General features: G+C 32.3%; 13 protein-coding genes and 2 pseudogenes. 4 read left to right on the top strand and 11 right to left on the bottom strand.

The features are described from left to right. Positions 1-9 precede the first annotated feature (9 nt). The 4 genes and pseudogenes from H0V01_06280 to H0V01_06265 form a co-directional block, all read right to left on the bottom strand. Positions 10-1,770, bottom strand: coding sequence for an ABC transporter ATP-binding protein (locus H0V01_06280; GenBank protein ID MBA2582978.1), 1,761 nt, complete (start codon positions 1,768-1,770; stop codon positions 10-12). A 151-nt stretch (positions 1,771-1,921) separates the two neighbouring features. Next, positions 1,922-2,930, bottom strand: a pseudogene (arsB, locus tag H0V01_06275) (ACR3 family arsenite efflux transporter). A gap of 3 nt (positions 2,931-2,933) precedes the next feature. Next, entirely contained in the window at positions 2,934-3,359 is a 426-nt protein-coding gene (locus tag H0V01_06270) for an arsenate reductase ArsC (GenBank protein ID MBA2582977.1), read from the bottom strand. Between the two features lie 51 nt (positions 3,360-3,410). Continuing rightward, positions 3,411-3,735, bottom strand: a pseudogene (locus tag H0V01_06265) (winged helix-turn-helix transcriptional regulator). A 262-nt stretch (positions 3,736-3,997) separates the two neighbouring features. Between H0V01_06265 and H0V01_06260 the strand changes: the two are divergent. Then, on the top strand, positions 3,998-4,906 hold the full coding sequence (locus H0V01_06260; protein MBA2582976.1) for a 3-hydroxybutyryl-CoA dehydrogenase: 909 nt from the start codon (positions 3,998-4,000) through the stop codon (positions 4,904-4,906). Positions 4,907-5,026: 120 nt separating this feature from the next. On the opposite strand, the gene H0V01_06255 is transcribed toward H0V01_06260, so the two are convergent. From H0V01_06255 to prmC, 6 genes are all read right to left on the bottom strand, one after another. Continuing rightward, on the bottom strand, positions 5,027-6,049 hold the full coding sequence (locus H0V01_06255) for a T9SS type A sorting domain-containing protein (GenBank protein MBA2582975.1): 1,023 nt from the start codon (positions 6,047-6,049) through the stop codon (positions 5,027-5,029). 108 nt (positions 6,050-6,157) lie between these two features. After that, entirely contained in the window at positions 6,158-7,036 is an 879-nt protein-coding gene (locus tag H0V01_06250; GenBank protein MBA2582974.1) for a 4-hydroxy-tetrahydrodipicolinate synthase, read from the bottom strand. After that, positions 7,033-7,641, bottom strand: coding sequence for a hypothetical protein (locus H0V01_06245; protein MBA2582973.1), 609 nt, complete (start codon positions 7,639-7,641; stop codon positions 7,033-7,035). The genes H0V01_06250 and H0V01_06245 overlap by 4 nt, the downstream gene beginning before the upstream one ends. A gap of 14 nt (positions 7,642-7,655) precedes the next feature. Beyond that, complete coding sequence (ligA, locus tag H0V01_06240; GenBank protein MBA2582972.1) at positions 7,656-9,680, bottom strand: NAD-dependent DNA ligase LigA; 2,025 nt, start codon at positions 9,678-9,680, stop codon at positions 7,656-7,658. A gap of 26 nt (positions 9,681-9,706) precedes the next feature. Further along, positions 9,707-10,483: a TonB family protein gene (locus H0V01_06235; protein ID MBA2582971.1), complete on the bottom strand. Its 777-nt coding sequence runs from the start codon at positions 10,481-10,483 to the stop codon at positions 9,707-9,709. A gap of 32 nt (positions 10,484-10,515) precedes the next feature. Continuing rightward, positions 10,516-11,382, bottom strand: a complete 867-nt coding sequence (gene prmC, locus H0V01_06230; protein ID MBA2582970.1) for a peptide chain release factor N(5)-glutamine methyltransferase — start codon at positions 11,380-11,382, stop codon at positions 10,516-10,518. Between the two features lie 81 nt (positions 11,383-11,463). Between prmC and ribD the strand changes: the two genes are divergently transcribed. The 3 genes from ribD to H0V01_06215 are packed head-to-tail and all read left to right on the top strand — an operon-like array spanning position 11,464 to position 14,004. Beyond that, entirely contained in the window at positions 11,464-12,519 is a 1,056-nt protein-coding gene (gene ribD, locus H0V01_06225; GenBank protein ID MBA2582969.1) for a bifunctional diaminohydroxyphosphoribosylaminopyrimidine deaminase/5-amino-6-(5-phosphoribosylamino)uracil reductase RibD, read from the top strand. Further along, entirely contained in the window at positions 12,516-13,475 is a 960-nt protein-coding gene (locus H0V01_06220; protein MBA2582968.1) for an EamA/RhaT family transporter, read from the top strand. Before ribD ends, H0V01_06220 begins: the two co-directional genes overlap by 4 nt. 58 nt (positions 13,476-13,533) lie before the next feature. Further along, positions 13,534-14,004 (top strand): nucleoside deaminase, encoded by a 471-nt coding sequence (locus H0V01_06215; protein ID MBA2582967.1) that lies wholly within the window; start codon positions 13,534-13,536, stop codon positions 14,002-14,004. Between the two features lie 54 nt (positions 14,005-14,058). Here H0V01_06215 and H0V01_06210 read toward each other — a convergent pair whose 3' ends face one another. Then, positions 14,059-15,795, bottom strand: coding sequence for a phospho-sugar mutase (locus H0V01_06210; protein ID MBA2582966.1), 1,737 nt, complete (start codon positions 15,793-15,795; stop codon positions 14,059-14,061). Positions 15,796-15,946 lie beyond the last annotated feature (151 nt).

Here is a 15,946-nt window from a genome sequence, read left to right as displayed (position 1 = left end):
TTTTTTATATTAAACTATACCTACAACTTCATGTTTTTCACCTATTTGCTGACGCCACATGGCATAATATAATCCTTTTTGGATTAGTAGATCTTCGTGTTTTCCTTGTTCAATAATATTTCCTCTTTCCAAAGCGAAAATTTTATCGGCATGCATAACCGTACTTAACCTGTGTGCGATTATTATTGTTACATGGTTTTGATTTTCAGATAAATTGCGAATGGTTTTATTTATTTCGTTTTCTGTTAATGAATCAAGGGCGGAGGTTGCCTCATCAAACACGAGTAAAGAAGGTTTGCGTAGGAGCGCTCTAGCTATTGATAGTCGTTGCTTTTCACCTCCTGATACTTTTACACCCCCTTCTCCAATCATGGTGTCAAGGCCATTATCGGCTCTGTTTAAAAGACTTTGACAGGCGGCTTTGTTTAAAACTTCAATACATTCTTCATGGGTAGCACCAGGGGCAACAAACAATAAGTTTTCTTTTATTGTTCCTGAAAACAATTGGGCATCCTGTGTTACAAATCCTATTTGAGAGCGTAATTGATCAAGGTCAATAACATTTCCATTGTATCCATTGTATTCTATTTCACCCTCTTTTGGTTTATACAGTCCTACGAGCAATTTTACAAGGGTTGTTTTTCCGGAACCTGAAGGGCCTACAAAGGCAATTGTTTCTCCTTTTTTAGCTGAAAATGAAATGTTTTCAAGCGCATAAGTAGCTGCAGTTAGGTGTTTAAAACTTACTTTTTTAAATTCTAATGTTTGAACTCCTTCAATTTCTACAGGTAATTTAGGTTTTTCTTCTTTTGGAGTATTTAGAATATTTTGAAAATTTTCAAGGGAAACCTCAGCTTCTCTATAAATGCTTATGATATTACCTAACTCTTGCAGAGGTCCAAATATGAAAAAGGAATAGATCTGTAAGGAAAACAGTTGTCCTAAAGTTAGGTTATCGGCAAAAATAAGGTAAAGAAGTAAAAATAAAATACTGCTTCTTAAAAAGTTAACAAAGGTTCCCTGTACAAAGCTTATACTCCTAATATACCTTACCTTTTTAAGCTCCAATCCTAGTATTTTAATTGTAGTTGTATTTAGTCGGTTAATTTCCTGCTCTGAAAGTCCAAGACTTTTTACCAATTCAATGTTTCTAAGTGATTCAGTTGTTGAACCTGCCAAAGCAGTTGTTTCGCCAACAATTTTTTTATGAATGGTTTTAATGCGTTTGCTTAAATAGGAACTTACAAAACCCAAAAGGGGAACTGCAGAAAAATAAACAGGGGCAATTAACCAATGAATTTTTATAGCATATATCATTACAAATATAACTCCCACCAATGAGGTGAAAAGTATGCTTACAAAAGCAAAAATTAATTTTTCTACATCAGTTCTTACTTTTTGAAGTTTTCCAAGAGTTTCTCCACTACGCTGATCCTCAAAAACCTGATAAGGTAATTCCAGGGAATGTTTTAACCCATCTGAATATATTTGGGCTCCCAGTTTCTGGGTTACAACATTTACATAATAATCCTGAAAATTCTTAGCGATACGTGATATCATTGCTGCTCCCATAGACAGCAATATTAATCCACCAATACCCATTATATATTCTTCTTTGCTAAACTTTTTAGCACTTATGGCATATTCATCAACCATATGCTTAAAAATCAAAGGATCAATTAGTGAAAACAGTTGATTAATTGCAGCTAGCACCAATGCTAATACCATTAGCCATTTATGTTGTTTTAAATAATTTAATAGTAATTTCATAAAAGTCTAAAACAGGTTAAGAATAAAAGGAAATAATAATTTATTTGTAATTGGAAATGTGATTTACCAAGAAGGGATAACGGAATTTTTTGTAAAAATAGTTTTTTAAACCAGTAGAAAACTATTTTTATAATTTTTTTGACTATCACTATCAATACTTCCATTTATTGGCAAAGGCCACCAGGGAAAGCATTACAGGGACTTCCACCAGAACTCCTACAACTGTTACCAAAGCAGCAGGGGAGTGTAATCCAAATAATGCAATAGCCACTGCAACTGCTAACTCAAAAAAGTTACTTGCCCCAATCATTGCAGCTGGAGAACATATAGAATGAGGAAGTTTATTTTTTTTTCCTTAAAATATGTTTGTATTGTAAATGGTACTGCGATTAGTAGAATAATTAATGGATTATTTAAAATATTATTACCCTGGAAGGCAAACAGCAAAATTAATGTAAGTAATAATGCTATTACTGAAACAGGCTTTAACCTTGGAAGAAATTCATCTTTAACCATTGCATACCTTTTAAACCAACAAGCAATTTACTTGTAAAATAGCCTGCTAATAAAGGAATTACTACAAAAACAACAAGGCTGGTTAGCAATGTGTCAAAAGGTATTTCTATATCAGTAATTCCAGCAAGTAAACCCACTATTGGAACAAAGGCAATAAGGATTATCAAATCATTTACTGAAACCTGTACCAATGTGTAATTTGGGTCACCATTGGTGAGATAAGACCATACAAAAACCATTGCAGTACAAGGTGCAGCTCCAAGTAATATCGCTCCTGCAATGTATTCTCCTGCTAATTCGGGTTGAATATAGGCTGCAAAAAGTTTTACAAAAAAAATCCAGGCAAAAAAGGCCATAGTAAAAGGCTTAATGAGCCAATTTACAATTAAAGTAAGAATTATACCCTTTGGTTTTTTACCTACATTTTTAATACTTGAAAAATCTATTGTTAGCATCATGGGATAGATCATAAGCCAGATTAAAATTGCTACAGGAATATTTACCATGAAAATTTCCATTTTGCTTAATACTTGCATGCTTTCCCCTGCAAAATGCCCAATAATAATTCCTGCTCCAATGCAAAACATCACCCATACCGTAAGGTATTTTTCAAATAAGGCAATTTCTTTTTTTATCTCGCTCATTTTTTACAATAATGGTACTAATTGTTCCTCATATAATTTATAAAAACTTTGTTTTATCTCATCCCTCACTCTTCTAAATTCAGAATGAATAAAATCATCAGAACCTTTAGCATTATAAGGATCGTCAAATCCAATGTGTATATTCTGTTTTACTTTTCCTGTAAATACAGGACAGGATTCTTTTGCGCTATCACATACAGTAATTACAAAATCAAATGAATCGTTCAAATAATGATTTACAGAGTGAGGGATATTTTGGCCTATATCAATTCCTACTTCTTTCATCGCCAGTACTGCTTTTGGATTCACTTCTTTTGCAGGTTCAGTACCAGCAGAAAAAACCTGGATACGCTTGTCAAAAGATTTCAAAAAACCATGAGCCATTTGGCTTCTGCAACTATTTCCAGTGCAAAGAATTAATACTTTCATAATGTATAAATTTGTAATGCTTTAAAATCATTAAATAACCTAGTGAGACTTTTATCTACAATTATTTATTAAATTAATTTTATTGTTGAATAGGGCAGTGAATATAGATTTTACTTCTTTCCATTTAACTGGATCAATACAATAACTTGAACCTTCAATGTTTCCATTTATCAATCCTATATTTTTAAGTTCTTTTAGATGTTGAGAAATTGTTGGTTGCGTAAGACCTATTTCTTCTACAAATTCATTACAAATACAAGTTTGAACAATTAACAGGTTGTAAAATAGAAATCCGTGCGAGGTGTCCAAGCACTTCAGCAACATTGGCAATAAGGTTTTGTTCCATTGTGAACATTTCTGACTTAGTTAATCCCATATTAAATTCATTTATTGCAATATTACGATTAAAGAATATAAGAAACAATTTTCATTTATTATTTCAGGTGTTTTCTAAAATAATATAGTTGTAAATTGATTCAAAGTTTTATTTCTTTCAATTTTTTAATAATTAACTCATAGCTAAAACAAAAATCATTCGCTATGTTATAAAAATGAGTTTAGGTTAAAAGTATTTTTCAAGTAAATTCTCTCATATTTTAATAAATTTGCATTATTAAAAATTTTAAAAAATGTTTTCCATGAAGAATATTACAGTAATAGGTTCTGGTACAATGGGTAATGGAATTGCTCATACATTCGCTCAATTTGGATATAAGGTTTCCCTTGTAGATATTTCAAAAGATTCTCTTGATAAAGCAATGAATACAATTTCTAAAAATCTTGACCGAATAGTAACAAAGGGCAAAATTACAGAAAACGAAAAAGCATCAACTATAAATAATATTTCATTATTTACCCAGCTTAATGAGGGAGTTGCTCATGCAGATCTTGTAATAGAGGCGGCAACAGAAAAAATGGAACTTAAACTAAATATTTTCAGTGAACTGGATAAAATTTGTAGTCCAAATACTATTCTGGCAAGTAATACATCTTCAATTTCTATAACCAAATTAGGCGCTGCTACAAAGCGTGCTGATAAAGTAATAGGAATGCATTTCATGAACCCGGTTCCTGTAATGAAGCTAGTTGAAATTATTCGTGGATACGCTACTTCAGATGAAGTGACTGCACAAATTTTTGAATTATCAAAAGCTTTAGGCAAAGCCCCAGTTGAAGTGAATGATTATCCAGGCTTTGTTGCCAATAGAATTTTAATGCCTATGATTAATGAAGCTATTTATACTTTATATGAAAATGTTGCAGGGGTAGAGGAGATTGACACTGTAATGAAATTGGGAATGGCCCATCCAATGGGACCTCTTCAACTGGCGGATTTTATTGGGCTTGATGTATGCCTTTCTATTTTAAAGGTATTACAAGATGGCTTTGGAAATCCTAAATATGCTCCTTGTCCTTTATTGGTAAACATGGTTACAGCCGGAAAACTTGGTGTTAAGTCAGGTGAGGGCTTTTATTCCTATTCTCAGGATAACAAGGATTTGATTGTTTCAGGGACTTTTAGAAAAAACTTGGTTATAAACGGTTGATAAAGCGGGAATAGTTCTAAGCATTTATTGGATAGGATAAAATAAAAAAGAAAGGCTTTAAATTTTAAAAGCCTTTCTTTTTTATTTGTTCAAAATTATTTCCCGGTAAACTAAATACACCTATTTAACAACAACCATTTTCTTTGTTTCCCTTTTGTTTTCAGTAACTAAGGAGTAAAAATAAACACCAGAATTTACTTTATCCATTGAAAGATTAATGTTGTGGTTTCCCTTAGTTTTAAATCCTTGCTTAACATTCATAATTTCTTTGCCTGCAATATTATAAATAATTAATTCCACCTGGGATGAAGATTCTAAACTATAAGTAATGGTAGTTTGATTTTTAACAGGATTAGGATGATTGTTAAAATTAGAAATGTTTTTCTCAATCAGGGGTAAACTTACTGTTTCACCTTCAGTAATTTTTATCATATCTAAATACAATACATATTTATCGAATGCATTATGGTTGTAATGAATCCAGATTCTATTTCCGGCATAATTAGCTAAACTAGCAGATTGGTTTGTCCAAAGTGTGTCACTGGGGCAGGCTCCAGGAGCACAATCAGGTCTGGTGTATATTGGAATTGCGGTGGCTGTGTCAATATCCTGGTAAGGTGTAACACCTGTGGTTGAAACAAATATCCTGTAACCATCAGAAAAGTCAACACTTGGAATTAAATGAAACCAATTTAAAGTGGCACCGGTTGTTGGGATAGTAATAGGGCCAAATGAAAACCAATTGTCAACTTTTCCAGGTGTTTCTAGCCATGAAGTAGAGCCCATGAAAAAGGCAGTGTCTGTAATCTCTCCTGGTAAAAAGTAAAATGGGTCCAGGGAATACAAAAACATAAATGTTGAATCCCAACCATCTGCTACCATTGCTGGATCTGGTCTAACACTATCGCCATCAAATACCTCAAATTCAAAATCCATTTGATCCTGAGTATTGCGAATAAAGACTTGCTGACCATCAAAAAGAAAGAGAGTATCTCCCTGAGCCCTTGAATTATTTGCCTTTAAAGTAATATTTTGTTCAAAAGGAATGTTCAAATGTGTTGCAGTTCTTTCTGATTGTGCGAAAGAATAGCTACTTAACCACATTAAAAAGACGATTAAAAGAGGAGTAGATTTTGTATACATAAGCTTAGGTATAAATGTTGATTAAAAATAAAATGTTTAAATATTAAATTACTTTACTCTAATTTAATTATTTAAATTCATTCTCAAAAATCATTGAGACCTAGGGGCTTATTTTAATTTTACTACCTCATTTTCAATATTTTGGAAAGTTTTTTTACTCACATTGTATAAGGGAAGGCGCATGTGATCATGGGTAATGCCCAATACCTTTAGTGCAGCTTTTATACCGCCTGGATTTCCCTCCGTAAACAGGAATTCAGTAAAGTTTAAAAGTTTATAATGGTTTTTACGTGCTAATTCAAAATCTCCTTTAAGAGAGGCTTTAACCATGTTTGTAAATAATTTAGGAAATGCATTGGCTACAACTGAAATTACACCATCGCCCCCACATGCAATTAGGGGTAGGGTTAAGGCATCATCACCGGAAATAACCAAAAAGCCTTTTGGGCGGTTATTAATAATATGCATAGCCTGTTCAAGATTGCCTGAGGCCTCCTTGATTCCTATTATATTAGGAACTTCAGCAAGTCTTAAAGTAGTTTCAGAAGTAATGTTTGAACCTGTTCTACCCGGAACATTATATAAGATTACAGGAACGGGAGAAACACCAGCAATCATTTGATAATGTCTGAAAATACCTTCCTGAATAGGTTTGTTATAATAGGGAGATACAGAAAGAATTGCTTCAATATTGTCAAAATCAAACATTTTCACACAGTTCAATACTTCCTGTGTATTGTTTCCGCCCAATCCTAATACAACAGGTACTCGTTTGCCTGTAATTTCAATAACATGGTTAACAATTGCAATTTTTTCGTCCTTTGACAGGGTAACACTTTCTCCCGTTGTTCCCAAAACAACCAGATAATCAACTCCGCCTTTAATAATATGGTTTACAAGCTTTTCCAATGCGTTAAAATCAATGCTGGAATCCTTATGAAAAGGAGTAACAATGGCTACTCCTGTTCCTTTTAAATGACTATTCATTTTTTATTCGAGTTATTTTTTTTATTTGAATTTTCAATTGAATCAGCTACTGTTGTTGGTGATTTTACATTTAATTGTAAAAGATAATGATCCACATTTTTCATGAAATATTTAAGGTCTTTACCATCTTCCATTTCTATCATTAAATCGTAGAGCGTAGAATCATTGGTAAAATTACCTATTTTAAACTTAGCTTTTGATAGTGAGGAAATATAATGTAAAGGAAAATCATTTTTCAGATTGAAATCAATAAGGATATCATATTCTTCTTCAATAAAACTGGAAACAAAAGGGCTCATTGGCTTCAAATGCCAATTTAAGTCCTTTTTTGAAAAAAAATCAAATTCATTTTTAGAATAAACCATTTCAGGTACTTCTTTCTCGTAAAAATAACCTATGCATTTTACTTTTTTATTGCTGTCCCTTAGGTATTTAATGTATTTTTTAACCAGTTCAAATTCCGTTTTATCGCTTGCATTAAAAAGCACAGCTATGGAATTGGATAAATTAAAACCTTTAAAAAGTGATTTTCTGTTTAAACGGTTAAGTTCTATTTTTAAAAAATATTCCCCGATCTTTTTGCGAATATTATGAATATGTTGCATTGATTTTAAAGGAATTAATTAGTAATCATTAAAATAAATTCATCCTCATTGATGATTTTCACACCCAGTTTCTGTGCTTTTTCCAACTTTGCCGGCCCTAAATTTTCCCCTGCTAATAAGAAATTTGTTTTTGAAGAAACAGAACCAACATTTTTCCCTGAGTTAGTTTCAATCAAAACTTTGAGTTGATCTCTAGAAAATTTATTAAAGACTCCAGAAATGACAAAAGTAAGCCCTTCAAGTTTTTTAGTTTTTTCAATAAGTTCTTCTTCCTGAAGTTCAAATTTAAGTCCTTTTGACTTTAAACGTGATATTATTTCCAGATTTCTTTTATCAGAAAAATGTGAGAGCAAACTGTTTGCGATTGCTTCTCCAATTTCTTCAACTGCAATAAGCTGTTCATAAGTTGCTTGCATTAGGTTTTTCATGTTTTGAAAATGACGGGCAAGCTTTTTTGCAACTGTTTCTCCAACAAACCTTATTCCAAGAGCGAAAAGTACCCTTTCAAAAGGAATGCTATTGGATGCTTCAAGTCCTTCCAATATATTTTGAACAGATTTTTCAGCCATACGTTCTAATGTAAGGAGTTGTTCTTTTTTTAATTCATAAAGATCAGCAATGTTATTCACCAGGCCACTTTTGTATAGCATTTCAATTGTTTCAGCGCCTAAACCCTCAATGTTCATAGCTTTACGGCTTATGAAATGTTCTATTTTTCCTTTTATTTGAGGAGGACACCCTGTTTCATTTGGACAGTAATGTTGCGCTTCTCCTTCTTTTCTAACTAAAGAAGTGTTGCATTCAGGACATTTTTCAATAAATTCTGTTGGAAAGAGAGAATAATCCTTTCTTTTAGAAAAATCCACTCCCAATATTTTAGGTATTATCTCACCACCTTTTTCAACAAATACAGTATCTCCAACTCTTACATCCAACTTTTCTATTTGATCAGCATTATGTAAAGATGCTCTTTTAACCACAGTTCCGGCCAACAATACAGGTTTTAAATTGGCTACAGGAGTAATTGCACCTGTTCGTCCAACCTGGTATGTTATTGATTCTAATAACGTTGAAACCTGTTGTGGTTTGAATTTATAAGCTACTGCCCATCTTGGAGATTTGGCTGTAAAACCCAATTGTCTTTGTTGAATGAAAGAATTTGCTTTAAGAACAACCCCATCTATGTCAAAATCAAGATTATTTCTTTCTGTGTTCCAATAATCAATAAAATGAAAAATATCCTCCAAATTATTGCATTTTTTAATATAGTTTTTTTCAGGATTAGGAACCTTAAAACCCCATTGTTTTGCCTGCATTAAACTCTCATAATGCGTTAGAAAGCTTAAGTTATCACCCGAAAGGTTATACAAAAAGCAATCAAGTCCTCTTTTTGCAACAATAGAGGAATCCTGCATTTTTAGAGTGCCTGAAGCTGCATTTCGTGGGTTTGCAAACAATGGTTCACCATTTTTTGCTTTTTCATCATTGAGTTTTTGAAAAGCAGTGGAGGATAAAAATATTTCACCTCGAATTTCAAACTCTTGTGGATAAGTGCCTTCCTTTAGTTTCAAAGGTATACTTCGAATAGTTTTTACATTGGCAGTAACATCATCGCCTTGTATTCCATCACCCCTGGTAACCGCTCTTTCTAACCTTCCATTGATATAGGTTAGCCCAATTGCAACTCCGTCATATTTAAGTTCGGATACATATTCTATTTCTCCATCAATTGTTTTTTTTATACGGTTGTCAAAATCAACAATTTCCTCCATGCTATAGCTATTGCTTAGAGATAACATAGGGTATTTGTGTTTTACTGCTTTGAATTTTTTAGTTATTTCTCCTCCAACCCTTTGTGTAGGGGATTCAGGTAAAATATACTGTGGGAATTGCTGCTCTAGATTACTTAACTCTTCCAACATCACATCAAAATCATAATCGCTGATAAGAGAGGTGTTTAAAACATAATAATTATAATTATGTTCTTGAAGTTCAAGAGTAAGTTCCTCAATTTTTTGTTTAGCCTGGTCATTTGTCATTTTAAAACGTCTTTCCCGTTGATTCCCTATTTTGCATTGATTTCATATTTAAAACTGATAGGCAATTTCATTTTTGCCCGAACAGCCTTATTGTCTTTTATTCCAGGAGTCCATTTTGTTAAACTAACTAACCTGATTGCCTCCTCGCTACATCCACCACCCACATGCTGTTGAACCGCAATATTAGTTATCATTCCTGATTGTTCAACAACAAAACTTATTATTACGGTTCCCTGAATATTTTTTATTGCTGCTTCTTTAGGGTATTTTAAATTATCCCTAAAAAATTCAGACATGCTAATTCCTTTGTTGTTAAATTTTGGAAATTGCTCCATTTTATCCTGAACAACAAGTGAAGTATCAATAGGACTATATGGAAATTCAATTTTTTCATAAGCTCTTTTTTTACAAATTTTAGGATATTTTTGAGGATCAAAAACAATTGTAAATTCCATTTGTGAATCCCATTTTTCACCTGATTTACTTATCGGTTCCCACTGCATAATCCTTATTAGCCGAAGTGCCTCATTATCTAATTCTTCGTTTAAGGTGTGTATTAAACGAAAGTTGCTCAATGTTCCATCTTTTCCTATCATAAAGGCATAGGTTACTTTTCCACCGATTCCTGCAATTAAAGATGCTTCAGGATAAATCAATTCCTGCTTATAAATTCTATTAAATTCAGATTTACCACCTGCATTTCCAGCTTCCCTAATTAAATTTGTTTCATATTGGGCATGAACAACTTGTATTGCAGAGGTTAAAAGGCAAAACAACACTATAAATATAGAATTTGAACGCATTTTTATTGCTTTTAATGAATAATTTATCAATTTTATTTTATCATGCAACGGATCATCCGGAATTTTTCATTCAAATCTTTTTTTACCACAATTTCCTTATACCCCAGTAGCTCAAGTAAATTTATAAGTTCACTACTTTTTAATTCATTTATTTCAAAGTATAACTTTCCTTTTTTGTTTAAATGATTTAATGCCCATTTAGCAATTGCCTTATAAAATTTTAAGGGATCATTATCTTCAATAAATAAAGCAAGATGCGGCTCATAACTCAGGACATTATTATGCATTAATTTTTTTTCTGAATTAGTCACATAGGGAGGGTTTGAAACAATAATATCAAAATAATCATTGGTTTTAATACCCAACAAAGCGTCCTGATTTAAAAATGATATTTCTGAATTGTTTAAAGCAGCATTTTTTTTAGCTGTATTAATTGCCTCTCGCGAGATATCAACTGCTTTTACATCTGAACCCGGAAGATTTTTATTTAAAGCAATGGCAATGCAACCACTTCCGGTACATATATCAATTATTTTTAGATGTTCTTTTGTAGGTTTAAAGTCATTAATAATCCAATCTACAAGTTCTTCTGTTTCCTGGCGAGGAATGAGAACCGAAGGATCAACATTAATTTTCAAGCCATAAAACTCAGTTTCGCCTAAAATGTATTGAATGGGCTTGTTCTTTTTCAAGTCTTTAACAGCAAAATTGAATTTCAAAAGTTCTGATTCACTCATGGTTTTATCCTGGCTAATTATCAAATCCGTAGGTGATAAATTAAGATAATGGTTAAAACAAATCCAAATAAAAGATTGGATTTCATCATACGGATAATAATCCTTAAGTTGTTCCTTAAAATATTTAATAACAGCGCTTATCTTATTTGATGGAATTTTCACAGAATATAAATAATATGCGAAATTAAGCAATACAATTTGTTTATTATCAAATTTATGTTTTCAATTATGTATTTTTGAAACATGGTTCAAAGTCAACATGAAATATATATGCAACGATGCATTGAACTTGCAAAAAATGGAACAGGAAAAGTTGCTCCTAATCCACTTGTTGGTTGTGTAATTGTTTTCGAAGGTAAAATAATAGGTGAGGGTTTTCATCGAAAATTTGGGGAAGCGCACGCAGAAGTAAATGCTATAAACAGTGTAGAGGATAAATCAATATTAAAAAAATCCATAGTTTATATAAATCTTGAACCTTGCGCACATTATGGAAAAACACCACCTTGCGCTGATTTGCTTATTCATTATAATATCCCAGAAGTTGTTATTGGGTGTATTGATACATTTTCTGCTGTATCAGGAAAGGGAATTGAAAAATTAAGAAATAGTGGTTGTAAAGTTTCAGTTGGAGTACTTGAAAAAAAGGCAAGGGAGTTGAATAAAAGGTTTTTTACTTTTCATGAAAAAAAGCGGCCCTACATAATATTAAAATGGGCCCAGACTATAGATGGATTTATTGATAAGACAAGAATAACTGGAAATCCAGGCCAAAATAAAATAAGTTCTGATTTTTCACAAGTTATGGTTCATAAATGGAGAAGCGAGGAGCAGGCCATAATGGTAGGAACGAATACGGCAAATAATGATAACCCAAAACTTAATGTAAGGATTTGGAAAGGAAGTAATCCATTGCGAATTGTTATTGATAAAAGTTTGCGCTTGCCTCTAAATAATCATCTTTTTGATCAATCTGTTTCCACACTTGTTTTTACAGCAGAAAGAACAGAATCAAAAAACAATCTGGAGTATTTTATTTTGAATTTTATTGATGTTCCAAAGGAGGTTTGTTTTGAACTTCATCAAAGGGGCATTCAATCCTTGCTTGTTGAAGGGGGAGCTGTTTTATTGAAAACTTTTATAAATTCTGGTTTATGGGATGAAGCCAGGGTATTCTATTCACCTTTGAATTTCCAAAAGGGTATAAAAGCTCCTGAATTAATCAACATGAAAATATGTTCTAAAGATGTTATTCAAACAGATGATTTATATTGTTTTAGAAACATCAATTCACAATGACCTATCTTTTATTAAGCATTATTTCATTTACTGCAATGATGTTGATTTTTAAACTCATTGATAAATTTAATGCCAATACTTTCCAGGTTATTGTTTTCAATTATATAACAGCTGCTGTTCTTGGTTTTACGGTGATGGGTGCAGGACTATCTTTAGAGCATATAACACAATCCATTTGGTTTCCAAATGCAGTTGTAATTGGAATTACCTTCATTTCCCTATTTTACCTCATTGCCATAACTGCCCAAAAGGTTGGGATTTCTGTTTCTACGGTTGCCAATAAAATGTCAGTAATTATTCCTGTTATTTTTGCTTTTTTTCTTTATGATGATACCATAACTTTTTTAAAAATTTCCGGTATTGTTTTGGCACTGCTAGGAGTTTTAATGGCAACAAGTAAACAAAGAGCTTATTCAGAGGATGAGGTGGAAAGCAATAAGGGAAAAAAAGTTTCTGGATTTGATCTTTTTCATAGGGAAAAGAATTATTTAAATGAAAAAAATGAGGGTGTTGATAAAAAGTATTTATACATGCCTATTGCCCTTTTTATAGGCAGTGGGCTACTTGACACTTATATTAATTATACTGAAAAATTTTATTTAAGGGATACAGGAGCATCCCTGGATTTTATTCCTACCGTATTTTCCGTTGCTGGAATTGCAGGAGGGCTTATCCTTATTGGAAAAATCATTCTTTCTCCCAAAATCTTTTCAATTAAAAATTTATTATGGGGATTAATACTTGGTTTTTTTAATTATACATCCTTGTATTTTTTTCTGGAATCATTAAAAATTGGAAACCTTGAGAGCTCAGTTGTTTTCACAATTAATAATATTGGAATAGTTTCATTATCAACAATTACTTCCTTTGTTTTTTTTAAGGAATATTTATCAAATTTAAATAAAACCGGGGTGGTTGTTTGCCTTATGGCCATAATACTTATTGCTTTTTCTTAAACTTATTGAAGGTAAGCAGAATGAATTAATTACTTTTTCAAATGAAATTTTATACGTTATGTCGGAAGAAAAATTTATGCGCGAAGCTATTAAGCTATCTCTTGATAATGTAAAATCAGGTGAGGGCGGACCCTTTGGAGCGGTAATAGTAAAGGATGGTAAAATAATTGCCAGGGGGAGAAATCTTGTTTCCTCAACAAATGATCCTACTGCTCATGCAGAAATGGTAGCAATAAGGGAGGCTTGTAAAAATCTGGAAAGTTTTCAATTGGAGGATTGTGATATATACACAAGTTGTGAACCTTGTCCGATGTGCCTGGGCGCTATTTATTGGGCAAGACCTAAGGCAGTGTATTATGGAAATACAAAACAAGATGCAGCTGAAATACTTTTTGATGATGATTTTATTTACAATGAACTGGCCATTCCTATGGATTCCCGTAAATTAAAATTCAAACAATTGCTTGCAGAGGAAGCGATTCAAGCTTTTATTGATTGGAGAAACAATACAGAAAAAATTGAATATTAACTCAAATTACCTTGCCTAAGTTAATGTTATTTTTTTTTTGTAATCCATGAAATTTCAAATTTTCAAATCCCCAATTATTGTGTCTATTTTTTTATTTAATTGTTCAGAAATTTGTGTATAAAGCCCTTTGTCAGGGAAAGGAGTATTTACGCTACAATAAAATTTAATTTTTGGTTCAGTCCCAGAGGGGCGCGCAGAAACAATGCTTCCATCTTCAGTAATTAATTGCAATACATTTGATTTTGGTAAATCAATGCTCTTTTTCTGGTTGGTAATAACCTGAGTTTCTAAGCTTTTTTCGTAATCCTTAATTACCACAACTTTTGAATTCCCTAGAGTAAGAGGAGGATTATTTCTAAATCTGTCCATCATTTTCTGAATTTCCATAGCCCCACTTTGTCCTTTGAGTGTTACTGAAATTAATTTTTCCTGGTAAAATCCATACTCCTTGTACATATCAAGAAGGGCTTCAAATAAACTGCTTGAATTATCCTTGTAATAAGCTGCCATTTCTGCAATCATTGCACAGGCAATTACTGCATCTTTGTCACGAGCGTGCTCCCCAATAAGATAACCATAACTTTCTTCACCACCGACAATAAATGTTTTTATATTTTCAAGTTCGCTAATCAATTCACCAATGAATTTAAATCCTGTAAGTACATTGTAACATTCTACTTTTTTTGACTCGGCAATTTTATCCATCAAATAGGAAGTAACAATAGTTTTCACAATATATTCATTGCCTTTAAGCTTACCATTTTTTTCCCAGACATTAAGCATGTATTGCACCAATAAGCAACCTGTTTGATTTCCATTCAATAAAATAAATTCATTTTTATTGTTTTTAATGGCAATACCAACCCGATCAGCATCCGGATCTGTAGCCATTACAAGGTCAGCATCAGTTTCTTTTGCTTTATTAAGGGCCATAGTAAGTGCTTCCTTTTCTTCCGGGTTTGGATATATAACAGTAGGGAAGTTTCCATCAACAACACATTGTTCTTCCACAAGAATTACATTCTTAAATCCAAATGCCTTTAGTGCATCGGGAACAAGTTTGACGCCAGTGCCGTGAATTGGAGAAAAAACTATTTTTAGATTTTCTTGCCTTTTGATGGCCTCCTGTGATATTGACAATGCTTTAATTGCCTTAATGTAAAGCATGTCCATTTCTTTTCCAATTGTTTGTATAAGAGAATCCTTTCCTGTGAATTTAACTTCATCCACGCTTTTAATTCGTGTTACTTCCTCAATTACCCTATTATCATGGGGATAAATAAGTTGGCCGCCATCCTTCCAATAGGCTTTATATCCGCTGTATTCTTTAGGATTATGTGAAGCAGTAAGCATAATTCCACTATGGCATCCTAATTCCCTTATAGCAAAAGATAATTCAGGAGTAGGCCTTAAGGCATCAAAAAAGTAAACAAAAATATCATTGGCAGAAAATACTTCTGCTGTAATTCGAGCAAAATATTCTGCATTGTTTCGGTTATCGTGTGCAATTACAACTTTAATCTGTTCATTAGGATAAATCTTTTTAAGGTAATTGCTCAAGCCCTGGGTTGCCATTCCTAAGGTATATTGATTTATGCGATTAGTTCCAGTTCCAATAATACCTCTTAAACCACCGGTTCCAAATTCAAGATCTTTGTAAAAAGCATCGGTTAAGGTTGTAAATGCTTTTTGATTTAATAAATTATGAAGTTCCTTTTTTACACTTTCGTCATAATTTCCATTTATCCAAATATTTACCTTTTCAAGAACTGATTCCTCTAATGAATTCATAATAAAATGTTAGTTGTTTATAATTTAATTCAAGTTACAATAAAATTTTAATAAATGTGGATATACCTGCTAAAACAAATGTAAAAACTAAAAATAAAAAATTCAAATGAAATGTATGATGGTAGCGAAGGTAAATATTTTGATTTATGGG

It is taken from the genome of Bacteroidota bacterium (genome assembly GCA_013696965.1).
GTDB lineage: Bacteria > Bacteroidota > Bacteroidia > JACCXN01 > JACCXN01 > JACCXN01.
This window is presented reverse-complemented; position numbering and strand designations above follow the sequence as displayed.